This is a genomic window from Phocaeicola sp. HCN-40430 (assembly GCF_037890285.1).
GTDB classification, from domain to species: Bacteria; Bacteroidota; Bacteroidia; order Bacteroidales; family Bacteroidaceae; genus Phocaeicola; species Phocaeicola acetigenes.
Map to the genome: position 1 here is coordinate 151,076 of NZ_JBBKBS010000002.1, position 24,799 is coordinate 175,874.

Annotated in this window: 21 protein-coding genes, 1 tRNA gene and 1 pseudogene; 13 read left to right on the plus strand and 10 right to left on the minus strand. The window is 39.9% G+C overall.

Going from position 1 to position 24,799, the window contains the following annotated elements; genetic code table 11:
- Positions 1 to 6 precede the first annotated feature (6 nt).
- Positions 7 to 1,512: a TrkH family potassium uptake protein gene (locus WKU26_RS01650; protein WP_340320664.1), complete on the minus strand. Its 1,506-nt coding sequence runs from the start codon at positions 1,510 to 1,512 to the stop codon at positions 7 to 9.
- A 158-nt stretch (positions 1,513 to 1,670) separates the two neighbouring features.
- On the opposite strand from WKU26_RS01650, the gene WKU26_RS01655 reads away from it, so the two are divergent.
- The gene (locus tag WKU26_RS01655; protein ID WP_340320665.1) at positions 1,671 to 4,433 is read left to right on the plus strand and encodes a hypothetical protein; all 2,763 of its coding nucleotides are present in this window, start codon (positions 1,671 to 1,673) and stop codon (positions 4,431 to 4,433) included.
- A 43-nt stretch (positions 4,434 to 4,476) separates the two neighbouring features.
- On the plus strand, positions 4,477 to 5,358 hold the full coding sequence (locus tag WKU26_RS01660; protein ID WP_178267297.1) for a pyridoxamine kinase: 882 nt from the start codon (positions 4,477 to 4,479) through the stop codon (positions 5,356 to 5,358).
- Positions 5,359 to 5,399: 41 nt separating this feature from the next.
- Here WKU26_RS01660 and WKU26_RS01665 read toward each other — a convergent pair whose 3' ends face one another.
- Positions 5,400 to 6,872, minus strand: coding sequence for a sodium:solute symporter (locus WKU26_RS01665; protein WP_340320666.1), 1,473 nt, complete (start codon positions 6,870 to 6,872; stop codon positions 5,400 to 5,402).
- A gap of 71 nt (positions 6,873 to 6,943) precedes the next feature.
- On the opposite strand from WKU26_RS01665, the gene recR reads away from it, so the two are divergent.
- From recR to WKU26_RS01685, 4 genes are all read left to right on the plus strand, one after another.
- Positions 6,944 to 7,561 (plus strand): recombination mediator RecR, encoded by a 618-nt coding sequence (recR, locus tag WKU26_RS01670; protein ID WP_178267301.1) that lies wholly within the window; start codon positions 6,944 to 6,946, stop codon positions 7,559 to 7,561.
- Between the two features lie 12 nt (positions 7,562 to 7,573).
- Positions 7,574 to 8,026, plus strand: coding sequence for a hypothetical protein (locus WKU26_RS01675; protein ID WP_340320667.1), 453 nt, complete (start codon positions 7,574 to 7,576; stop codon positions 8,024 to 8,026).
- Positions 8,023 to 8,562 carry a GNAT family N-acetyltransferase gene (locus tag WKU26_RS01680; protein ID WP_269876230.1) on the plus strand — a complete coding sequence of 180 codons (540 nt, stop codon included), beginning with the start codon at positions 8,023 to 8,025 and terminating at the stop codon, positions 8,560 to 8,562. Before WKU26_RS01675 ends, WKU26_RS01680 begins: the two co-directional genes overlap by 4 nt.
- A 151-nt stretch (positions 8,563 to 8,713) precedes the next feature.
- Positions 8,714 to 8,787: transfer RNA gene (locus tag WKU26_RS01685), tRNA-Asp, on the plus strand.
- 305 nt (positions 8,788 to 9,092) lie between these two features.
- On the opposite strand, the gene ric is transcribed toward WKU26_RS01685, so the two are convergent.
- Entirely contained in the window at positions 9,093 to 9,824 is a 732-nt protein-coding gene (gene ric, locus WKU26_RS01690; RefSeq protein ID WP_445323200.1) for an iron-sulfur cluster repair di-iron protein, read from the minus strand.
- 1 nt (position 9,825) lies between these two features.
- Positions 9,826 to 11,481, minus strand: coding sequence for a hydroxylamine reductase (gene hcp / locus WKU26_RS01695; protein WP_340320669.1), 1,656 nt, complete (start codon positions 11,479 to 11,481; stop codon positions 9,826 to 9,828).
- Between the two features lie 137 nt (positions 11,482 to 11,618).
- Here hcp and WKU26_RS01700 point away from each other — a divergent pair, with 137 nt between their 5' ends.
- Positions 11,619 to 12,233, plus strand: coding sequence for a Crp/Fnr family transcriptional regulator (locus WKU26_RS01700; RefSeq protein ID WP_340320670.1), 615 nt, complete (start codon positions 11,619 to 11,621; stop codon positions 12,231 to 12,233).
- Between the two features lie 208 nt (positions 12,234 to 12,441).
- Here WKU26_RS01700 and WKU26_RS01705 read toward each other — a convergent pair whose 3' ends face one another.
- From WKU26_RS01705 to WKU26_RS01715, 3 genes are read right to left on the minus strand one after another with little or no spacing between them, the layout of a single operon-like run.
- On the minus strand, positions 12,442 to 13,371 hold the full coding sequence (locus tag WKU26_RS01705; RefSeq protein ID WP_340320671.1) for a DMT family transporter: 930 nt from the start codon (positions 13,369 to 13,371) through the stop codon (positions 12,442 to 12,444).
- A gap of 23 nt (positions 13,372 to 13,394) precedes the next feature.
- Complete coding sequence (locus tag WKU26_RS01710; protein ID WP_178265547.1) at positions 13,395 to 14,411, minus strand: endonuclease/exonuclease/phosphatase family protein; 1,017 nt, start codon at positions 14,409 to 14,411, stop codon at positions 13,395 to 13,397.
- Complete coding sequence (locus WKU26_RS01715) at positions 14,408 to 15,865, minus strand: aminoacyl-histidine dipeptidase (protein WP_340320672.1); 1,458 nt, start codon at positions 15,863 to 15,865, stop codon at positions 14,408 to 14,410. Before WKU26_RS01715 ends, WKU26_RS01710 begins: the two co-directional genes overlap by 4 nt.
- Positions 15,866 to 16,521: 656 nt before the next feature.
- Between WKU26_RS01715 and WKU26_RS01720 the strand changes: the two genes are divergently transcribed.
- The gene (locus WKU26_RS01720) at positions 16,522 to 16,725 is read left to right on the plus strand and encodes a hypothetical protein (RefSeq protein WP_340320673.1); all 204 of its coding nucleotides are present in this window, start codon (positions 16,522 to 16,524) and stop codon (positions 16,723 to 16,725) included.
- Between the two features lie 299 nt (positions 16,726 to 17,024).
- A complete protein-coding gene (locus WKU26_RS01725; RefSeq protein WP_340320674.1) occupies positions 17,025 to 18,020 on the plus strand; it encodes an IS110 family transposase in 996 nt (331 codons plus the stop codon).
- Positions 18,021 to 18,260: 240 nt separating this feature from the next.
- Here the strand turns inward: WKU26_RS01725 and WKU26_RS01730 are convergent, their stop codons facing one another.
- The 3 genes and pseudogenes from WKU26_RS01730 to WKU26_RS01740 all read right to left on the minus strand — a co-directional run.
- Positions 18,261 to 18,845: a hypothetical protein gene (locus tag WKU26_RS01730; protein WP_340320675.1), complete on the minus strand. Its 585-nt coding sequence runs from the start codon at positions 18,843 to 18,845 to the stop codon at positions 18,261 to 18,263.
- A 55-nt stretch (positions 18,846 to 18,900) separates the two neighbouring features.
- Positions 18,901 to 19,623 carry a hypothetical protein gene (locus WKU26_RS01735; RefSeq protein WP_340320676.1) on the minus strand — a complete coding sequence of 241 codons (723 nt, stop codon included), beginning with the start codon at positions 19,621 to 19,623 and terminating at the stop codon, positions 18,901 to 18,903.
- Between the two features lie 378 nt (positions 19,624 to 20,001).
- Positions 20,002 to 20,250 (minus strand): annotated as a pseudogene (locus WKU26_RS01740) (cytosol nonspecific dipeptidase); the annotation flags it as partial.
- A gap of 152 nt (positions 20,251 to 20,402) precedes the next feature.
- Between WKU26_RS01740 and WKU26_RS01745 the strand changes: the two are divergent.
- The 4 genes from WKU26_RS01745 (at position 20,403) to WKU26_RS01760 (ending at position 24,725) form a co-directional block, all read left to right on the plus strand.
- Positions 20,403 to 20,630, plus strand: a complete 228-nt coding sequence (locus WKU26_RS01745) for a hypothetical protein (protein WP_340320677.1) — start codon at positions 20,403 to 20,405, stop codon at positions 20,628 to 20,630.
- 30 nt (positions 20,631 to 20,660) lie between these two features.
- Entirely contained in the window at positions 20,661 to 21,272 is a 612-nt protein-coding gene (locus tag WKU26_RS01750) for an OmpH family outer membrane protein (protein ID WP_340320687.1), read from the plus strand.
- A 214-nt stretch (positions 21,273 to 21,486) separates the two neighbouring features.
- Positions 21,487 to 23,040, plus strand: a complete 1,554-nt coding sequence (locus tag WKU26_RS01755) for a peptide MFS transporter (protein WP_340320678.1) — start codon at positions 21,487 to 21,489, stop codon at positions 23,038 to 23,040.
- Between the two features lie 113 nt (positions 23,041 to 23,153).
- Positions 23,154 to 24,725, plus strand: a complete 1,572-nt coding sequence (locus tag WKU26_RS01760; RefSeq protein ID WP_340320679.1) for a peptide MFS transporter — start codon at positions 23,154 to 23,156, stop codon at positions 24,723 to 24,725.
- Positions 24,726 to 24,799 lie beyond the last annotated feature (74 nt).

The following is a 24,799-nucleotide window of genomic DNA, read 5'->3' on the forward strand; positions in this document are numbered from 1 at the left end:
CCTTGCTTATTGTCCTCTCCAGAAGCTTGGAGCAAACATAAGTAAGATACCGAACAATTCCAGACGGCCTATCAACATCAGAAACGACAAAATCCATTTTGCAGCATCAGGCAAGGCACTCCATGAAAAAGCCGGACCAAATGCCCCTAATCCCGGTCCCACATTGCCCAGGCTGGAAACAACTGTACTAAAAGATTCAGTCAGTCCTACACCAAGAAACATCAGGGCAACCCATCCTACAAAAGCACAGATAAAAAATGTGAGTACAAAAGTCATTACTGTAGAAATAGTAGAGGGTGAAACTGTCTGAGAGTTAATCTTGACAGACAATACTGCTCTGGGATGAATCAGACGGCTGAATTCGTTCTTGATATTACGCAAGACTATCAGCAAACGCATACTTTTTATACCTCCAGCAGTAGAACCGGTACATCCTCCTGCCACCATTGTATAAATAAGCAACATCCAAGTAAATGGCGCCCAAGCATTATAATCATCGGTAGCAAATCCACAAGATGTATGTACCGAAGCAACCTGGAATAATGCCTTACGAAAAGCACTCTCCACGCCATAATTATTATAAGTTATCAGAGATAAGGTAATAATCAGCGTCACAACTCCTATTGAAATCAGGAAACCTTTAAACTCATCGTCTTTAAGCAAATGAGTAAATTTACCCTTCAAGCACATAAAATACAGAGAGAAGTTCACACTGGAGAGAATCATAAAGACAGCTATTACATACTCTATAAAAGGTGAATTCCAATGAGCTACACTATCCTGCTTCGTAGAATATCCGCCAGTCGCAGTAGTAGAAAACGAATGACATACCGCATCAAAAAGATTCATTCCCCCACACATCAGCAAAATTGCCTCTACTACAGTCAGAATAACATATACTGTCCAAAGCCATTTTGCCATCATACTGATTTTAGGATGTATTTTATCATGAGTCACTCCTGTAGCCTCTGCCGAGAACAAGACCTGATTTCCTACTCCAAAAATAGGCAAAACTGCAATGGTAAAGAATACAATCCCTAATCCACCAATCCACTGAGTAAAGCTTCTCCAAAACAACATTCCATACGGAAGTGCTTCTATGTCATCCAAAATAGTAGCTCCCGTCGTAGTAAAACCTGACATTGTTTCAAAAAAAGCATCAGCTACAGAAGGAATTTCACCGCTAATATAAAAAGGCAACATTCCAAAACCAGAAAACAATAACCATGTAAACGCTACAATACAATATCCATCTCTACGGGTAACCGTATTTTCTGCATTTTTTCCTAAGAACAAAAACAAACTTCCTACTGCAGCTACAATCAGAGTTGAATATATAAAATAAATATAATCAGCTTCACGATAACAAAGCGATACTCCGGCACACACAAGAAACATTATTCCTTCCAGGAACAATAAAATGCCTAAAATACGGAATATCATTTTCTTATTTATCAAACTATTGTTTTTGTTTCTCCCTACATAAAGATTTGAAGTAATCTTATTTTCCATATCAATTTATCATTATCGCGTACAAAACTAATGAAAAGAGAGCATTTTTAGTAAATTTTCATTCATAAATATTAATTTAAATTGAGGAATACTCTTGTACTCTCAAGAATATTTCCGTAATTTGCGCCAAATTTAAATCATCTATCTTTCTGATTATTATGAATAAACTTACACTGCACCTGATAAAAGGACTTACAGGTATTGACATAGAAGAACTGGAAAACAGCATTGATGTATTACAAACCAAAAACCAACAATTGTCTTTCCTCATCAAGGATGCCAATAAGGAGGTTTCATACAAACGTACACAGCTCTCCGATGCCCAAAAACAATTATCTAAATCAGAAGATAAAATCAAAGAACAATTGATTGCTATTGCTGCCCAACAGCAGGAAATCGCTATCTTACAAAAAGACTCAAGTGGTCTGCTGAAAACGGTAGCGTCTTTACAGACTAAATTGGAGCAGCAACTTCATACCAGCGGTCTGCAGGAGAAAGAAATCACTGATCAGAAAGGAATAATCGACCGGTTGTCCGAACAGATTCTGTCTGTACGCCAACAGGCACAAAAGGCAGAAGAAGAGAATCAGTTGCTTGCTGTACAGTTGGAACAGCTAAGTGAAAAATATGCCTTGCTGGAAACCACCAAAGAGGAACAAGCCAAGCAAATCACTACTCTTACCCATACAGCTTCAGAACACAGTCAGCTTAAACAAGTGTTACAGGCTACAGAACAAGAAAGGGAAGGCCATAAGGCTACTATTCATGCCCAACAACAGGAAAACCAAAGTTTACAGAACGAACTGGAAGCATTGCGCACGCAGTTGACTCAAGTAGAAAGCAATAAACAAGAGGCATTGAAAGAGATACAGGAGTGGCAACGCAAGTATACAAACACTCAACAGAGTCTGGCTCAATCAGAGCAAGAAAACACGACATTGGAAAAAGCTCTTGATGAGTTGAGAAAAGAACTTCAGCTACTCAAGGAAGAAAAAGAAAAAACGACTCAAACATTATCGGAGAACTTGAGTAAGGAAGAGATGAGCCGTAACAAGGAAGTGACACAGCTCAAAGAGAACATTCTTGCACAACAACATCAAAACCAGAGCCTGCAACAGGAAAACAAACAGCTCCAAGCACAACTTTCTCAAACAAAAGACAGAGAGCTGAAAACACAGAAAGAAGTACAAGAGTGGCAGAACAAATATACGGATTCGCAGGAAAGCCTGGCTCAATCGGAGCAGGAAAAAGCTGTACTGGAAAAGAACGTAGCGTCTTTAAAAGAAGAATTCCAACAGCTTAAACAAGAGAAAGAAGAGAAAGTAAAAGCATTGTCGGAGAGTCTTGAAAAAGAAGAGACAAACCGCAACAAAGAGATTGCACAGCTCGAAGAAAGCCTTACTGCACAGCAACAGGAAAACCAAAAATTGCAGCAGGAAGTAGAATTGCTGCATACACAACTTTCTCAGGTAGAAAAGGAACATAATCGAACTACAGAAGAAGTACAACAATGGCAAAAACAATACACAGACATCTTGCAGACTCTCAACCAAAGCGTTGAAGATAAAGCTGTATTGGAAAAGAATATAGTCAATCTGAAAGAAGAGCTCCAGCAGTCCAAACAAGAGCAGATAAACACGGAAAGTAACTTAAACCAGGCTATACAAGATAATACAGCACTGGAAAAAGACTGTGCCGAACTTCAAGAGAAACTTCAGCAACTTAAACAGGAAAAAGAGGAAGCTGTAAAAGCCTTGCAGGAAAACCTTAACAAGGAAAATGAAAGCCAAAAGAAGGAGGATACACAAACAGAAGCAAACGACATAGAAGATACAGCCGAACAGAATCAGCCAGAAGATACAACCTCTGCAGGTACAGAAAACGAGACAGAGGAAGCACCTATTGATGAACAGACTGAAGGACAGAATGAATTAACGGATAATAGCAAAAAAATTGAATGCAAAGAAGAGGCTGTTCAACCGGAAATAAATGCACCCGAAGAAAACCGTGATTTACTGCAGGCCTATCAAGATATGAAAGCAAAACTTGAGAAAAGTACCCTGCATTATCCGTACACCCGTGTCACCACAATGCATAATGGTTCTCAATATATTTATGAGTCAAAAAATCTTCAGGTCAAGACAGAATTATTCACTTGGGGAATAGAAGGAAAAGAAGTCATTCTCGATGAGCCACATTTCATTGCACACGATGAAATAAGCCGTATAGAAGGACTGGAAACTCCCTACCTGACCGACAGTATGATCTGCGATTTTTCGGACGAAGGAAATGGCAGTGAAATAGCAGAAACCTTACTGATGGCTATCTGCAGTTACCATCCGCTGCACATCACCTACCGCGACAAGAACGGCCGCTCGTCCGAACGTAATCTTTATTGGGTCTGCTTCCAGCCCCAGAATAAAAACAGAATCAGCCTGCCTTACGAAGGTCTGTTCAATGACATGCTGGAGGGAGAAATAGACAGTGAACACATTCTGGCTATGCATGCACACCATCAGGAAGCACGGGCTTTCACCATTACTCAAATACAAAGCATACAGATATTTGACGCTTTTGTGACGACTCAAAAAGGTATTGATACTTTAATAAATGGCTTATACATTTCTTTATTGGCATCACAACCCGAAGCTGCCGAAATGATTTACCAGTGTCTTCCTTCACAATTTAAGGAAAAGCCTCAGGTAATCAGCCGATGGGCTCATTACAATATACTTACGGGAGATTATGAAAAAGCAATGGAATTGTATCTATCCATCGCCCCCGATGCTCATATTGACTCCCATTTTACCTGGCAACAGTTCAATGGCAATGCCTTCGATGAGTTCATAGAGAAAGGAGTAGAAAACGAAAGTTTTGAGCAACTGAAAGAGGCTTTACGTGAAGAAGGTTGGGAAATTTAAGCATTATTGCTACTTTCGCACGTTATTTTTAAAAGACCCAATTATGCATATTCAGAATCAAGTAAAAAAAGTAGTAGCCGTACACGACCTCTCGGGGGTAGGACGCGTATCACTTATGGCAGTCATTCCCATCCTTTCATCAATGGGATTTCAAGTCTGCCCCCTACCCACAGCGGTTTTATCGACACATACCCAATATCCTACTTTCTCTTTTCTCGACCTTACCGATGAAATGACACGCATCATCGAGAACTGGGAAAAACTGAATATGCGATTCGATACTTTTTACACCGGCTATCTGGGTTCTCCCCGTCAGGCTCGGATTGTAGGTGAATTTATTGCTAAATTTCGCCGTCCCGACCAGGATCTGGTTGTAGTCGACCCGGTATTGGGAGACAATGGCAAGTTATATACCGGTATTTCGGAAGAGATGGTCACAGAGATGCGCCATCTTATCCGTTATGCTGATATCATTACTCCCAACATGACTGAACTGTTCCGCCTGCTGGATAAACCTTATCAGTCTGCTGTCAGCGATAAGGAGCTGAAACTTTATCTGAAAGATCTGTCGGAGGCAGGGCCGGAGATTGTCATCGTTACCAGTGTGCCTGTAGCAGACAACCCTCACATGACCTCTGTATATGCCTATAATCGAAATGGGAATAAATACTGGAAAGTAACTTGTCCTTATTTGCCGGCCCATTATCCGGGGACAGGCGACACCTTTACCAGCGTAATAACCGGCTCGCTGATGCAGGGAGACAGTCTTCCAATTGCACTCGACCGTGCGACTCAATTCATCTTGCAAGGCATCCGCGCCACATTCGGATATGAATACAACAATCTGGAAGGTATTATGTTGGAAAAAGTCTTACACAACCTGGATATGCCTATACAGATTTGCAGCTACGAACTGGTAGAATAAGCCAAAGGGAATCAGCCTGTTGAAAAAAAGACTCTAACCTGTTATAGTTTTTCAACTGCCTTTCGAAACGGATTTCCCATACTCAACATATACAGCCCGCAGAAAGTAAGCAGGCCATTGAACATCAGCATTTCGTATCCGAATTTATATCCAGTCAGCCTCCACACGGTTTCGTCCAATGCATAGCACAACAGTGGAGAAGCCAATGCAATATAAGGAACAAAACGATCTCTCGGGCAACGGTGTGTAAAGAGTCCAAAACAGAACAATCCCAATAAAGGTCCATACGTATAAGAAGCCAAAACGTAAATAGTGTCAATAACACTTTGGCTTCCTATGGCTTCAAATGCCAGAATACAACCTATAAATACACATGAGATAAAGAAATGTACTCTCCGGCGTATTCCTCTTGCCTTCTGTTCGGTATAGCGGTTTATTCCCAAAAGATCAATACAAAAGCTGGTGGTCAGTGCAGTCAGAGCCGAATCAGCACTCGAAAAAGCTGCTGCAATAATCCCAATCGTAAACAGCACCAACACTCCATATCCTAAATATCCCCCTGCTGCCAGTTGCGGAAGAAGTTCATCCCCTTTGGCCGGAATTTCCACTCCAAACTGCGAATAAGCCATTAGCAATAAAATGCCTAATATCAGAAACAGCAAGTTGACCGGTAAAAAAGAACACCCATAACAATACATGTTCTTTTGTGCTTCCTTCAAGCTACGACAAGTTAGATTTTTCTGCATCATATCCTGATCGAGACCTGTCATCACAATAGTAATAAAGATTCCACTGAAAAACTGTTTGAAGAAGTTCTGCTTCGAATGCCAGTCATCGAACACAAAAATACGGCTATGCTCACTATTGCGTACAAGTTCAAACAGGCTGCTTCCATGCACATGCAGCACATCCGATACCTTATATAATATAAGTCCCAATGCAGCAAGCAGACAGAAAGTCTGTAAAGTATCAGTCCACACTATGGTACGGATGCCACTCCGACGGGTATAAAGCCAAATCAGAACAACCGTTCCCGTAGCCGTCAGGGCAAAAGGTATATTGTATACATCGAACACATAGCGCTGCAGAATCAGACACACCAGATAGAGGCGTGCAGAAGCTCCAAGCAATTTGGAAAGCAAAAAGAAAGAAGCTCCGGTTTTATACGAGCGTACACCAATCCTTTCCCCCAAATAAGTATAAATAGAAGTCAGGTTCAAGCGATAATACAAAGGCAACAACACATGTGCAATGACCAGATATCCTACACTGAACCCAAGACAGGTCTGTAAATAAGTCATATCAATACCTCCTACCATTCCCGGCACCGATACAAAGGTAACTCCGGAAAGAGAAGCCCCAATCATCCCAAATGACACCAAATACCAAGGCGACTGTCTGTTACCACGGAAAAACGCATCATTGTCTGCATGCGACTGCCCCGCCAAACGTGAGACCAATAACAATAAGCCAAAGTAAAGAACAATTGTTACAAGAATAAATATTCCATTCATCAGATTTCTGCTTTTAGCGGCAAATATAGCGAGAAGTTTTTGTACTTTTGCACGCAAATAAAAGAAAACACATGAGCCAGCAATATCCGTCAGCACTTTTGGAAAAAGCCGTTGGTGAGTTTGCCAAGCTACCCGGCATCGGCAAGAAAACTGCCATGCGTCTCGTACTGCATCTGCTCCGTCAGGATGCACAGACAGTGGAAGCATTCGGCAATGCCATGATTACATTAAAACACGAGGTAAAATACTGCAAAGTCTGCCACAATATATCCGATACAGAAGTTTGTAAAATCTGCTCCAACCCTTCACGGGACTCGTCAACCGTGTGCGTGGTAGAAAACATCCGCGATGTAATGGCAGTAGAGAATACCCAGCAATACAAAGGTTTGTACCATGTATTGGGAGGAGTCATTTCCCCCATGGACGGCATCGGCCCTTCCGATCTTCAAATTGAAAGTCTGGTTGAAAGAGTAAAATCGGGAGAAGTGAAAGAAGTTATTCTTGCACTCAGTTCTACCATGGAAGGAGATACAACCAACTTTTATATCTTCCGGAAACTCGCCCCTTACGATGTAAAGCTGACAATGATTGCCCGCGGAATTTCCATCGGCGACGAGCTGGAATATACAGATGAAGTAACATTAGGACGATCAATCGTAAACCGTACCGTCTTTACCGGTACTCTATAAATCTTTATTACCATGGAAAAAGAAATGACCCGTTTATTGAATTACTTAAAGGTAGAATATTTTCTGTTGTGGATTTTATGTGCTGCAACAGTTCTTTTATACGAAATGGACATCCTGCCACAAGGCATTTTCGTAGATGATCCGCGTGCCGACTACATTCTACAGGTTGTAGGAATCTTACTCACAGTAGGACTGATTCCCGTATCACTCCGCCTGTTCAGTTTATCTCTTACCAAATACATCAAGCAGCTTAACTTGATGGATGCATTGAAAAGCTATCGCCGGTGGAATGAAGTACGCATCGCATTGCTGTTGGTTCCAGCCCTTATCAACCTGTCTATCTATTACTGGAGCATGAATACTACAGGCTTGTTATGTGTCGGCATGGTACTGATAGCTTCCATGTTCTGCATCCCCGGACGTGAACGTATGTTGAACGAACTTGACTTGCAAGATAAACAGTGAATACATACAGACTTCAAAATCAGGAAATAACTCTCCGCGCACCAGAGCCCGAAGATATCGATGTGATGCTGGCTTTCGAAAACGATGAAGAGTTGTGGGATATGGGCAATACTACTGCCCCCTACTCCCGCTATCAACTAAAAAAATACATCAGCGAAAACCAGAACGACTTGTATGCAGACCATCAGCTTCGCTTATTGATAGAAACTCAATCCAAACAGATTGCAGGCATTATTGATTTATTCCAGTTCGACCCACGCCACAACCGGGCCGAAGTAGGAATTGTGATTCATCCGTCCTTTCGCCGGCAAGGATTTGCCCAAATGGCTCTGTTCCTGCTGGAACAACACTGCTTTCGCCGGCTCGGTATTCACCAGATATATGCATATATTCGCAAAGACAATATCGCATGCATACAGTTGTTTCAAAAATGTGGGTATTTTATCTGCGGAGAGTTGAAAGAATGGCTATATACCGGAAACGGCTATAAGGATGTATGTATTGTACAGAAAATAAACACTTTGACTCCACGATAAGAAGTTCTTATGCTTTTCATCAAAAAGAAGGAATGACAAAAAAATAACTTTTTTCACAAAAAAGTGCCCAAAAGATTTGGTAATTCAAAAAAAGGTTGTACCTTTGCATCGCAATCGAGAGAGATAGCAACGATAAAAACAAAAACTTAATGGTGCGTTAGTTCAGTTGGTTAGAATACATGCCTGTCACGCATGGGGTCACGGGTTCGAGTCCCGTACGCACCGCACTTAAAATCGTCCGTCTAAATTCAGACGGACGATTTCTTTTTATATACAATTATCCCATTACAATTTACTTCAAAAAACGCGACTTGTATCGTGAGCTTACGCGACTTGTATCGAAGGCCAACGATACTTGTATCGTAAGCTCACGATACAAGTCACGTTTTTGAAAGTTTCGAACTGCCCTTTTTATCCCTTGCAAACTTCTATGCGACTTCATTTCTTAATACAAAACAAGAATGCCTCCATATAGTCAGGCTCAAGCCCAACCCATACAGAAGCATCCTCAAAAAAATATATACTACTCTCTATCGCACCCATTCTCTCTCCAATTCCACGAATCTCGGGAAAAGGATATTATTTTCTATATGAATATGCTCAAACAAAGCATCTACAAAAAGCTCCAGTTCTGCAAGCATCAGGCGATAGCTTCCACAAGCATCCTCGGGGACGCGGAAACCATGAGTTATTTCTCTGATGTGCAAATAGCGATTGCCTTCATTCTCATGCTCCATATGCATGACTCCAATCGGGTTGGCAATACTTCCACAATGCATTGCTCCGATACTATGTTCCTGCTGTGCAGCTTCAAACAAGTCGTACAGGTAAGGGAACAGGACATTTTCCTCTTTCTGCAAATGCATTTCCAAGTCTTCGAGAGATGCACGGACCAGTTCGTACAACTCATTCAACTCGGGGTGAGCTTCCCCATGCACTCTTCTCACCTTTGCGATTAAATCCAGCAACTCCGGCCCCTTGCTACGAATGCCACGATGGTGTATTTTCAATACATAATCTATCAGCAAGTCCAAAGGCCATGAAGCAAACGGAATTTCTCCTCCAGCTATGGCAGTTTCCTCCTTTTGTAAAGCATCCAATACCTGTGCTGTATCCACTCCGGCATTGGCACAAGCTTTTTCCAGAGTCACACCTCCATGACAGCAGAAATCAATGCCATAGCGCTTAAATACTTGTGCGGTTGAAAAACGTTCAGCCACAATATCTCCCACATTTTTATGTAATATATTCATACTTTTTATTTTATAAGATATTAAACAATTTCAGATCTTCGTCTACAGTTCCTATACCGGCTATACCAAACTGCTCTACCAGCACTTTCGCCACACCCGGAGAAAGGAAAGCAGGAAGCGTAGGTCCCAAATGGATATTTTTCACTCCCAATGAGAGTAAGGCAAGCAGAACAATAACCGCTTTCTGTTCGTACCAGGCTATGTTATACACAATAGGCAATTCATTGATATCATTCAAACCAAACACTTCTTTCAGCTTCAGAGCAATAACAGCCAGTGAATAACTATCATTACATTGTCCGGCATCAAGTACACGTGGAATACCATCAATGTCGCCCAATGACAATTTATTGTACTTGTACTTGGCACAACCTGCCGTCAGAATGACACAATCGTGAGGAAGTTTCTGGGCAAACTCTGTATAATATTCCCTACTCTTCATCCGTCCGTCACATCCTGCCATTACTATAAATTTACGTATGGCACCTGTCTTTACCGCCTCTATGACCTTATCTGCCAATTGCAAAACCTGATGATGGGCAAAACCACCTATTATCTGACCTTCTTCAATCTGCTCAGGAGCCTTACACTGACGGGCCAACGCAATAACCTCCGAGTAATCTTTCTTTCCGTTTGCATCAGATTCAAGATGACGACATCCCGGGTAACCGGTTGAATTGCTGGTAAAAATACGGTCTTTATACGAAGCCGTAGCCGAAGGAGGAACAATACAGTTTGTAGTAAAGACAATCGGTCCATTGAATGAAGCAAATTCCTCACGCTGCTTCCACCAGGCATTGCCATAATTTCCTACAAAATGGGAATATTTCTTGAATGCCGGATAATAATGGGCCGGCAACATTTCGCTATGTGTATACACATCCACACCGGTTCCTTCTGTCTGTTTCAGAAGTTCTTCTATATCATGCAGATCGTGTCCGCTAATCAGAATACCCGGGTTTTGACGGGTACCAATATTCACAGCAGTGACTTCAGGATGACCATAACGCTCTGTGTTGGCTTTATCCAACAAAGCCATTACTTTTACCCCGTATTCTCCTGTCTGTAAAGCTAAATTCAACCACTCTTCAACAGATAACAGATTTTCTGCCATACATCTTAAGGCATGGTGCATAAAAGCATGAATAGCCTCATCATTATATCCCAAGCGCATGGCGTGTTCATGATAAGCTGCTATTCCTTTCAAGCCATACAGAACCAATTCCTTCAATGAACGCAAATCGGCATCCGTTTCACGAAGAACGCCTACACGCTGCGCTTTTTCCTTATATACCTCACGACTCCCCTGCCAACTCAGTTCATCCACTTTCGGCAAAACAATTCCAGCCTCTTCTGCTTTTTGTATCAGGCGATTTCTCAGCACAAGTCCTTTGTCTACTCTCGCCAGAATACTTTCTTCATCAAAATTTGCATTGGTAATGGTAGAAAAAAGAGCATCCGTTACAAAACCGCAAGTTTCATTATCGGCTGTCATACCATTGTCATACAAGACATCAGCTACAACCGATACACCTCTTACTACAAAAAGCAGTAAATCCATTGCGGCAGACGTAGTATTGTTTTTTCCGCATACACCTTTCAATGTACACGCAATTCCTTTAGCCGCCTCTTGACACTGAAAACAGAACATCTGATTATTCTCCATAAAAATATCTTTAAATAAATACTTTACTAAATATTGCTTTATCTTTGCGCAAAGATATTCCATCGGATACAGATGAAGTGTAACCTATGTTACACCCGACAAAAAAAGAAGTTAAATCCTGTTTTCCCTATAAAGCCATGAGCAAATTCTACGAGTTACGCGACTTTCCCTTATTTACAGGATGCGCAATAGAAGAGTTTCTGCAACAAACGTCCAACCGTATCAGCACTTATAAGAAAGATGACTTGATAGCACTTCAAGGATCACCCTGTCTCTCATTGATGCTTCTATGCGCCGGAGAACTTTCTGCACGTATGGTTAATGATGAAGGTAAAGAAATTATCATTGAAAGACTGAAAGCTCCAGAAGTATTGGCTCCTGCTTTCCTGTATAGCAGTGAAAACTTTTTTCCTGTCACTCTAAAAGCAGAGACAGAAGTACGTATCTGGACACTCTCAAGAGAGGGTTTCCTCGACTTAATGACAACAGACAAAAATGTTCTTCGCAATTTTCTGCAACACATATCCGACCGTTCGGTTTTTCTAAGCAAGAAACTGAATGAATTTGCCTTACAGAACTTAAATGAGAGAATTGTAAATTACCTGAAACGGCACGGACAAATACAAAACATACAAGAAGTAGCCTCCATCATAGGAGTAGCCCGTCCTTCACTTTCAAGAGCTATCTCTGTATTGATAAATGAAGGAGTTATAGAAAAGGAAGAGAACCGGTATAGACTGAAGGCAGAATAAGATTCCAACTCTATAACCCGAACTGCGCTAACTCAACGCCATCTATTTCGGACACCAGTCTTCAACTATTGCCGACAATAACAACTATACAATCAGCACCGCCGATTGCAGAGGCAACATCAACAGCTATACAAACAGCGGCGCTGATAACAAACCATCATTCATCACAACCGGTTATTGTCTACTCATACGTACAATACGTAAATAATCAACTTTTTGCTTTCTGAGACAAATCATTACGGGAACGACTGATAGTAACCATATATACTCCGCCAAATATCAGTCCTACAGAAAGCACTTTTACCCAGTTAAATGAGTCCATACCCCAACATACAGCCACAATACTTGCAATGATCGGTTGCACATAATTATACATACCGGCCACCGTAGGACGCAGGTTCTTCTGACCTACCACTACAAAAATATAACTGAAGAAAGTGCTTCCTACCACAATAAAAGTCAATGAAGCAATTTCAGTACAAGTCAGCATATCCCAAGATGCATTCAGCAAATCATGATACGAAAACGGTAAGGCGCAGATAAAAGCATAAGTAAACATCCATTTCATAATAGTAAACAAAGAATATTTACCTACAAAGTCTTTAAAAAGCACGATATAAAGTGCATAACTGCATTGCGCCAATAATACCAGCAAATCGCCCCAGATATAATGCTCTCCAGCCTTTTGAGCCGTATCGGTATGCTGGCTTCCCATAATAAGCAATAAAGCTCCTGTAGCTCCCAGCGCAATACCCAATACTTTCTTTCCTGTAATAGGCTCTTTCAGATAAATAGCAGCCAGCACCATTGCTATAAGTGGCATACTGGTGGTAATAATCGAAGCATCGGCCGGAGAAGTCAGTCCCACTCCAAAGATAAAGCAGCCCTGATTAAACACAATTGCCAACAAAGAAGCCACAAACAATTTTGCAAGATCCTTATGCCCTACATGCTCAGGCTTTCTGAAAAACGAAGCTATCCAAAACAAGATCATTGCACCAAAAATGCGCAAATCTGTCACAACAAGAGGAGTTACCGCCCCTCCTAACATAACAAGTTTTGCCAAAGGAGACATTAACCCCCACATGGCATTTGCGCAGAACATGGCTCCATGTCCTTTCCACTTTTGCCATTCCATCTCTTTTTACCTTTACTAATACTTTAATCTTTTATATATAAATCGACTGCGATGGGTAAATGGTCACTATATCCGCCATGATACCTTTTCCCCCAATAAGTCCGATAAGGAGTATCACCTCCATAGCGTTCATCTTCCTCCAACAGGAAAGGGAAAGTTAAAATCCGTGCTTCCTTGTAGTTTGTCCGAATCCGGGATTTTTTATTCAGCATCATGCCGTTCACTATCATATGGTCTAAAATCCCCCATTCTCCACGATAACGATAAGTTCCCCCTTCTTTTCCATCCATCAAATTATACAAAGTCGTTTTCTGTATTTTTCTACCAGGTTTTACAGCTCCCAGCACTTCGGCAATAGAACGGTTGGAAGGATAATCATTAAAGTCGCCCATAATAATAACATGTGGGGTCTTTCGGACTCTCATCACAGAATCGGCTGCCTGACGAAGATGGCGTGCCGTAAACAGACGATAAGGTTCACTCTTGACTTCCCCACCCGAACGGGACGGCATATGGCAGACAAAAACATCCAACGTATCTCCGCTCACTACTCTTCCTGTGACATGAAGAATATCGCGAGTAGGACGACGGTTTATCTCTTTATAAGGTATACCTATATATTGTGATCCGATAAGACGAAAAGTAGCCGGCTGATACAGCAAAGCCACATCTACCCCTCGCTCATCGGGCGAATTAGTCATCACATAACGATAACCGGCATCACGCAAGGGAGAATATCGGGTCAACCCATCCAAACAATATTCATTTTCTACTTCACACAAACCTACCAAATCGGGAACCTGCTCATGACTGGCAGCAAGAATTACTTTTGCTATCTTCTTCAGCTTATCCTGATAACGATTGTAACTCCAGCCCTTAGGACTTTCCGGCAGAAATTCTTTATCATTTTTCAGCGAATCATGCCGGCAGTCGAACAAATTCTCTACATTATATTCCATCACACGGAACTGTTGTTGTGCCTGTACCGACAGACAGGTACAGCACACAACAAAAACTCCTAATATTGTTTTCAGTTTCATGCTTTTGCAGGTATATGAGCCAATACATCCAACAAATGACGCCAGAACTTGTCGACAGTAGGAATCAGCATACGTTCATCGGGAGAATGTACGCCACGTAATGTCGGACCAAACGAAACCATATCCAAAGAAGGATATTTCTCCAGGAAAAGTCCACATTCCAATCCTGCATGAATTGCTTTCACCTTAGGTTCTGTACCAAACAGACGTAAATAGCTTTCTTTGGCAATATGCAATATTTCAGAAGATGGATTAGGCTTCCAGCCCGGATAGCCATCGCCGGTAGTAACTGTAGCTCCACCCAGTTCGAATGCAGAACGAACCATCTGCGACATATCCTTACGAGAAGAAAGAATAGAACTGCGCTGACTTGTTACAACTACAATCATACCGTCACGCTGTTTTACCGATGCCAGATTCGATGAAGTTTCTACCAGTCCTTCGATATCCTGACTCATCGCATACACTCCGTTGTGTACAGCATAAATAGAATGCAGGAAACGCTTCATAGCCTGAGGCTCCATCACTTCTGCATAAGCAGCTTCCGACTCCAAATCCATCATCAGATTAGGTTCTGTTACTGCAAATTCATTTTCTACTTCAGCCAGGAAGATGTTCAACGCCACACGTACCGATTCCTTATCCTTCATAGGAACAGCGCACACAGCCGATGCTTCACGAGGAATAGCATTGTGCAGATTACCTCCGTCTATCTCGCTCAGATACAAATCATACTTCTGGCTCAACTGTACCAGATAACGGTTCAGTAGCTTATTCGCATTGGCACGGTTTTTATTGATATCGTCACCCGAATGTCCTCCGGTCAAACCCTTTACTACCACACGGAAGAAAAAGTAACCTTCCGGAGCAGCAATCATCGGACAAGGGAACTGTGCTGTTGTACCGGCACCTCCAGCACAACCAATAAACAATTCACCTTCGTCTTCCGAATCCAGATTGACTAATATATCCCCTTCCATAAATCCTTCCTTCAAAGCAAAGGCTCCTGTCAGTCCGGTTTCTTCGTCTACAGTAAACAGACACTCTATTGGTCCGTGCTTGATATCATCGGCAGCCAGTACCGCCAACTGAGTAGCTACACCGATACCGTTATCTGCACCGAGTGTAGTACCTTTTGCCTTAAGCCACTCGCCATCTACATAGGTCTGTATCGGATCAGTATCAAAATTATGTTCTGTATCTTTATTCTTTTCACAAACCATATCCATGTGCGACTGCAAAATAACAGTTTTCACATGTTCCATACCCTGTGTAGCAGATTTCTTTATTAAAATATTACCTGCTTCATCTTCTTTATATTCCAAACCATGCTTCTGTGCAAAACCAATCAGATAAGCTCTGATTTTTTCTTCCTTCTTGGAAGGACGAGGAACCTGACATATTTCCTCAAAATAATGAAACACTGAAGCTGGTTGTAAATCTTTCTTTTCCATAAATCAAGTTTATTAAATTGTTTTTACCCTTTATTTTTTCTGCAAAAAGAAGTTAAATAGCTCACTTCACACATCGGTATGCACTTTTTTCAGTCAAAAAGCAGATGGAATAGTGACAAAAACTATATATTTGCAGCACAAAAATAATAGAAAATATTTTTATTCCCAAGAGCTGTTTAAGCGCCCTTTAAACATATTGTATATCAGACATTTACAAAATATCCTTTTTCTCTCAGTCATAACATGAGAATAAAAAAACAAGCCGAAAACCCACCCGTGAGATGAAAGGTTTGTCGAAAAGGTTTGTCGAAAACTAATACTCATACCATTATGACTACTTTGAACTACAAAATTCTGCCTACGCGCCGGAAAGCGTCTGGCAAGCTGGGTATATACCTGGCTGTCTCCCACAAGAAGCAAGTGCGTTACATTTCCACGGAGTTTGAGATTGACGAAGAGTACCAGTTTGAAACGGTCAGGTGTGTTATCGGAAAGATGCAGCTATGATGAACAAACGGATGCAGTTTGTCATGGAAGAATATCTTGAAAGTCTCAAGCGTATAAATCCTTCCGTATGCGATACATGTTCGTCCATCAAAGATGCACTTTTATAAGATCCGAGTGATGCAAGCTCAATCACAATGCAAGGCATGTACATGGATAAACTGAAAAGGCTGCAGGAGTGTGGCCGCAATCGTCATGCCATAATTGTACAGGCTTCCTACAATGCTGTGGCCTCCGTTCTGAAGCCGGACACACTTGTCAGATACATTACTCCTAACGATATACGCATACTGGAAGAGCGCTTTGTCAGAAAAGGACTGAGACCTGCCACTATCAATATCTATCTGTCTGTCTAATTTGCGTGCATCCATCAATGAATTGATCATCAATTTTAATTGAACGTCCAACTTTTGGGGTGCAGTACAATTTTGACACATTTACATTTGCAGTATTAATATTCTAATAGAATAAAAGTGTATATTAAAAAAGAAGAGTTGCAGTGAACTAACTTTGACACTAGTCTTAAATGACTGTAGGGTGAATTAGACTGCAACTCTCTTAATTGGAGAACCTAGCCAGTTAGAATTGTAGGTTCACGACCTAATAAATGTATTAGCTGCTTCTCCTATATGTTTAATACTGTAAATACAAAGTTATGAATTATTCTCATTTTGTAGGTCTTGATGTAGGAAAAAACACTTTTGATGCATCATTAATGTCTGCTGAGGAAAAAGAATTGTCTCACAAGTCTTTTGATAACACTCCGGAAGGAATACAGTCCATGTTGGCTTGGATTGACAATTATCAGCTTTCTTTATCTGAAGTCTTGTTTTGTGCCGAAAATATGGGTAGTTACGTCACGGAATTATCTGTTTCTAGTGTTACCATGGGATTCTCTTTAACTTTAGTTTGTCAGTTAACCATAAAGAAATCAATAGGTCTACAACGAGGTAAAAATGACCGTATAGATGCCAAAAGAATAGCAAATTATGCGGTACTGCACTATCGAAAACTGAAATTATACAAATTGCCAGATAAAGACCTGGTGAGATTAAGAGGGTGGATTATTATACGTGATAACTTGGTTAAGCAAAAAGTATCAGGTACAAAGTTATTGGAAACATTCTCCCAAATGGCTAAGTTAGCTGATGTAACAGAATCCATTTCTTTTTTAGAAGAGCAACTTGATTCAATAAAAGAAAAAATCCTGAAGGTTGAAGAAGCTATGGAGCAATTAATAGCTGCTAATAATTCTCTTTACACAAACTATCTATTATTAAGAAGTATAAAAGGAATAGGTATAATCAATGCTATTGTATTACTGTGTGTAACTGATAATTTTCAAAGATTTGACAATCCTAGGAAATTAGCCTGCTATTGTGGAGTTGCCCCATTTGAACATACTTCAGGGATTTCCATTCGAGGAAAAACACAGACATCTCCATTGGCCAGCAAAGAAATAAAAGTATACCTTACCAGAGCTGCTATCACTGCCATCTCTTGGGATCCACAAATGAAAGCATATTATCAAAGAAAAATAGCGGAAGGAAAACATAAAGCATCTGTCATCAATGCCGTACGAGCTAAAATCATAGCTAGAGCTTTTGCCGTGATACGAAGGCAGACCCCATTTGTAACATTGGTTGCATAATAAAAATTGGAATAACCTCGAAAAATTCTTAGATTTAGGGAACCGTTAGGATTTCTAATGAATTGTCATGTACATATACAAACTTACCCAAGAATACGTTAAGGTACGTAAACTTGGGCAAGATTTTAAAGATTTTATTTGGAGAGGACTTAGAATTCACCCTCTTGTTTATATTATTATCCCATCTCAAATATAAAGAATAGATATTACTCCATTTGATAATAACTCGTTCATACGAGGTTAATCTTGATTTTTAGAGTACAAAATATGATATCCTTTAAAAATTTCAGTTACAACCTCTTCTTCAAATCCTTCAAATGTAAACACCTCGGTAGGAACCTGTAATGTTAAAATGTAAGATTTATAATTAGAGACATAATAGTAGCTAACGACAGAAGTATTTAGAGGGGTATCATATCTATCATCTTTAATTGTAAATTTATACTTTACTTTTACTGCATGTTGCCCTGCCAATAAAAACTTTTTATATGATTTATCATATATTTCTGCTCCGATGTTCTTATTCATTATCATTAAAGACTTTTCCATTAATTGAAGAAATAAATCATATTGTTCCCAGTAATCTTTAACAGGAGTATCATTTACATTCATATAAACCACAATCCCCATATCCGGTTGGCGAACTTTAAATACAGTATGCTTTTCAAGCGTCATATCCTCTTCCCATTTAGCAAAATCCGGGAAAATCCAAGCAAATCCATAATCATAATTTTTATATATGTATTTATTTCTATCCCATGACGATTGAGGATAAACATTTATTGATAATAAAATCAAAATTAATATTAAAAATAATTTATTCATTTTCAGATTTCCTATGAATATATCTTATTTTATATTATTCTTATTCGTTTGAATATTATAAATCAAACCTATTCTTGTTCCAAGAAATATCAGCATTTTTTTCATCATATAGATATGGTTCACCTGTTTTATCATTGAAAGCTATTTTTATTGAAATACTTGTTTCTCCTCTTTTAATACACCTGTCATGAACATATTTTTCTATTTCTCTTGGAGTAAATACAAAAAACATATTTTTCTCCTCATCCTTATCTCTATATCTGGCAACAATAACATACCTTATCTGAGCATCTATATAATGATCAAATCTATCTATGCCAATCTGACAATAAATTCTGCCATCCTTTACAAATGTAGTTTTAACTTGCACATAATAATATATATTACGTTTTACAGCAACAATATCAACACCTTCATCAATCATCATTCTATTTGCGTTATAACCCCTGAACATAAGTTCAGACATAACTGCACACTCGCCTGCGCGTCCTACATATTCAGATGAACTTGCACGAAAAGCTTCTTCTGGATCACGTTTACTTTTTCGCTTTTTATAAATACCATTTGAATAAATCAAAGATGATTCTTTATCCAATTTCCTATCAGCCCTAATAAGATCCTCAACCTGCTTTTCTATTTCAGCCTGATTGGGACACATCAGTTCACCCTCCGGAGTACTTATCTTCACCACACAATCCTTTATTTCTTTTAATCTTTTTCCGTCTGAATAATTTTTAAAGATAGAAAGAATTGTCTCCATCGTAATTTCTTCGTTCATAAGATAATATTTAGTAGCCGTTAAACAAATTATTTAATTCTTTTCCCTGTTTTTAAATCAATTACAACGCAATCTTTTCGCAGTCCCGCTGCAGACCGAGCATTTCTCTTAGAACCTTATTCTCCGATTCCAGAGAGATAATTCTTTCACGCATAAATTACGCATCTTCATTTTCGTTTTACTGTGAAGTAACAGCTGGTTCTTGCTCTCTTCTTTCAAAAACATTTCTCCCTGCCCACAGAATAGCCATTTAGTTGAAACATCCGGATAATCCTATAAAAACAACAACGCTGAGTTAATTAACATACCTTATTTATTAACCAACTGGTTATTAAAGGTTGTTTGTTCTATACCTAAAATTTAGCAAAGACATTTTTTATTCTTTTCACAAACCATATCCATGTGCGACTGCAAAATAACAGTTTTCACATGTTCCATACCCTGTGTAGCAGATTTCTTTATTAAAATATTACCGGCTTCATCTTCTTTATATTCCAAACCATGCTTCTGTGCAAAACCAATCAGATAAGCTCTGATTTTTTCTTCCTTCTTGGAAGGACGAGGAACCTGACATATTTCCTCAAAATAATGAAACACTGAAGCTGGTTGTAAATCTTTCTTTTCCATAAATCAAGTTTATTAAATTGTTTTTACCCTTTATTTTTTCTGCAAAAAGAAGTTAAATAGCTCACTTTACACATCGGTATGTACTTTTTTCAATCAAAAAGCAGATGGAATAGTGACAAAAACTATATATTTGCAGCACAAAAATAATAGAAATGGTTAAGACTATTCTGATAACAATGTTAATAGTTGCTATTTGTATTGCACTATTATCTGTAAAAATACTCTTTAAAAAGAATGGACGATTCCCCAATACGCATGTCAGCGGAAGCAAAGCTATGCGAAAAAGAGGAATAGGATGTGTACAATCGCAGGACCGGGAAGCTCAGGCTACCAATCCGCATGCAATAGCAGAGCGTAGACAGCCAGAACAAAATGACTAATAATATTAACTTTTTAAGATATAAAACATGATGAAAAAAACAAAGTATATCCTGAAAGGATTTTTAATGCTGGCAATGGCATTTATGTTTACACAATGTGCCGACAACAAAAATGCTAATGAAGGCAATGCAACACCTGCTGCAGCTCTTGCATCAGGCGAACTGAAAATCGCATATGTAGAAATCGATTCTTTGCTGACTAAATATCGTTTTTGGAATGATTTGAATGAGATGATGATTCAGAAAGAAGAAAACATCCGTACAACTCTGAACGAAAAAGCAAAGGAACTTGAACAAGAAATGAGAGAATTCCAGCGTAAATTGGAAAACAATGGTTTTGCAAGCCGCGAACGTGCAGAACAGGAAAATCTCCGTATTGCACAAAAGCAACGCGATTTGCAGCAGTTGCAGGAAAAACTGGCTAACGAATTGCAGACTGAGAACCAGAAAAACAGCTTGCAGCTCCGCGACTCTATCAACTCATTCTTGAAAATGTATAACAAAGATAAAGGATATAGCTTGATTTTCAGCAATACAGGTTTTGACAACCTGCTTTATGCTGACAAGGCATTCAACATCACTGAAGAAATCGTAGAAGGACTGAATGCACGTTATACTCCAAGTGCTGCTGTTAAGAAATAATTGATTAATACAAAATATACAATCCCCTTTTGCCAAAAACCAATACATAACGGCAAAAGGGGATTTTTATTTTGTTACAGTACACTTTTATCTCATCCTTATCATAACCTTAAAAAGAAAGCCCTTCAATCCTCATTTTTGTAAAAATGGATTTATTTATTATTTTTGCAAAGTTTTTTAATCAATATCATAACATTTTATCAACAAAAAGCAAATGAAACACACAAAAGGGCATCCAAAAGGATTATACCTTTTATTTGTAACAGAGATGTGGGAGCGGTTCAGCTACTATGGCATGCGTGCCCTATTCATGCTCTACATGGTACAAGCCTTACTCTTCGACAAAGAAACGGCTTCGCAAGTATATGGCAGCTATACAGGATTGGTTTATCTTACCCCACTGATAGGAGGATACATTGCCGACCGATACTGGGGAAACCGCCGCTCCATTGTTGTAGGTGCATTAACAATGGCAATCGGACAATTCCTGCTATTCCTCAGTGCATGTTTCTTTCATGAAATTGCTCTGGCAAAATATCTGATGTTTTGCGGACTTGGTCTTCTTATTTTAGGGAACGGTTTTTTCAAACCTAACATTTCAACCATGGTAGGAAGACTTTATACAAAAGACGATAAAAGAAAAGATGCAGCCTTCACCATTTTCTATATGGGAGTAAACGTAGGTTCTACACTTGCCCCACTAGTATGTGGGTTAGTTGGAAATACCGGACATCCGGAAGATTTCAAATGGGGATTTCTGGCTTCATGTATAGGAATGTTATTGGGAGCTACCGTATTCCAGATTTTCAAAAACAAATACATTTGCGGCCCCGATGGCGAGCCTGTAGGTATGCCTCCTGCCAAATACCCTCAGGCAGACAAGAATACACCAGAGCAACCCTGCAAAAGTAAAGCCACCCAAAGAACTACTTTCATGGTAATGGGAACCTTGATTCTGACCTTGTTGTTTGCTGTCGACTGGAATGCATCCGGATGGTCTGTCTTTGCCAACACCGACTGGATAGGTGCCTTGATTTATGCTACAACCATAATCATACCACTTACGATTATCACAGACCACTCGCTGACTGGCACCGAAAAAATGAGAATCGGGGTAATCTATATTATTGCATTTTTTGTCATCTTTTTCTGGGCTGCCTACGAACAGGCTGGAGCCTCACTCACATTCTTTGCAGACGAGCAGACCGATCGTCATATAGGCAATTGGGAAATGCCGGCAGCCTATTTCCAATCGTTCAATCCTATTATGATTGTAACGCTTGCTCCGGTTTTTGCAGCTATCTGGTCTTTCTTAGGCAAACGAGGATTGGAACCCAGTTCTCCACGCAAACAAGCTATTGGTTTGCTCCTCCTTTCAATGGGATACTTATACATTGCTTTCGGTGTAAAAGACATTGAGCCCGGTGTAAAAGTCAGCATGGTTTGGCTTACTGGATTGTATCTGATTCATACAATGGGAGAACTCTGTCTGGCTCCAATAGGATTGTCGTTGGTATACAAACTCTCTCCGGTACGTTTCTCTTCTCTGATGATGGGAGTATGGTATCTGAGTACTTCGGCAGCCAATAAATTTGCCGGAGTTCTAAGTGGATACTATCCCGAACATGGAAATGTAAGACACTTTTTAGGATATCAGATAGAAAACCTTTACGACTTCTTCATGCTGTTTGTATTTATGAGTGGAGCAGCAGCCATCATCCTGTTTGTTATTTCCGGGAAATTACAAAAAATGATGAAAGACGTATAAGTGCATACCCTACAAATGAATTTATACAGATAAAACATATGTACATTCTATAAAAATTTTATCTTTGCATATTAATAAAATCTAATATTAACTTTTTAAATCTTCATCAATTTATGTTCAACAAACATCCAAAGGGGTTGGTTGCCGCAGCTTTAGCCAATATGGGAGAGCGTTTTGGCTTTTACATCATGATGGCAATTCTAACCTTGTTTATCTCTGCTAAATTCGGTTTGTCTGAAACCACAACCGGATATATCTATTCAGCTTTTTATGCATCTATCTACATTTTGGCTCTGGCCGGAGGTATAATAGCTGACAAAACTAAAAACTTTAAAGGAACTATTTTCGCCGGTCTCGTTCTGATGGCTATCGGATATCTGATTATTGCCATCCCTACTCCTACTCCAGTTCCAAGTCTTCCTCTTTACTTAGGATTAACTTGCCTGGGATTGGCTGTAATTGCCTTCGGTAATGGTTTGTTCAAAGGAAACCTTCAGGCGCTGGTAGGACAAATGTACGATGACCCTAAATATTCACATTTACGCGATGCCGGATTCCAGATATTCTACATGTTTATCAATGTAGGTGCTGTATTCGCTCCATTTATTGCAATTGGTGTCCGTAACTGGTGGCTGAAAGCAAACAACTTCGATTATGATGCAACTTTGCCGGAACTCTGTCACCAATATCGTGAAGCCATGCAGGGTGGTGCACAGATGGCTCCACAGGCTATGGAAAACCTGACAGTATTGGCAAACAAGGTTTCTCTGAGCGGTGAAGCTGTTACTGACATGGGAGCTTTCGTAAACAATTACCTTGACGTATTCAACCGTGGTTTCCACTATGCATTTATGGCTGCTATCGTAGCAATGATTATTTCACTGGTAATCTATCTGTCTAACAAGAATACATTCCCAGATCCAGGAAAGAAAGCAACAGAAAGCAAAGCTGCAAAAGCAACAGTAAATAAAGAAGAAATCCAGATGAACGCTAAAGAAATCAAACAGCGTATCTATGCTTTGTTTGCTGTATTTGGCATCGTTATCTTCTTCTGGTTGTCGTTCCACCAGAACGGTTACTCACTGACTTACTTTGCCCGCGACTATGTAGACCTCAGTGTAATCAATATCGATTTAGGATTTACTCAAATCAAAGGAGCAGAAATCTTCCAGTCTGTAAACCCATTCTTCGTAGTAACACTGACTCCGCTTATCATGTGGATTTTCAGTTCAATGAAAGAAAAGGGTAAAGAACCTTCTACTCCGATGAAGATTGCCATCGGTATGGGTATTGCAGCTTTGGCTTACATCTTCCTTATGGTATTCTCATTCACACTTCCAACAAAAGATGCTTTGAGTACCATGACTGCAGAACAGGTTGATGCCATCCGTGTTACACCATGGATTATGATTGGCTTGTATTTCATCCTGACAGTAGCCGAGCTGTTTATTTCTCCATTAGGATTGTCATTCGTTTCGAAAGTGGCTCCTCCTCATTTGCAAGGATTGATGCAAGGATGCTGGCTTGCAGCTACAGCTGTAGGAAACTCACTGCTGTTTGTCGGAGGTATCTTGTACACCACAGTTCCTATCTGGGCATGCTGGTTGGTATTCGTAGGCGCTACCGGTGCTTCCATGATAGTAATGCTCTCTATGGTAAAATGGTTGGAAAAAGTAGCTAAATAAGCGATTACAATACAACTTATCATAAAAGGACGAGACCATCTCAAAATAAGCTTGAGATGGTCTCTGTTTTTTTA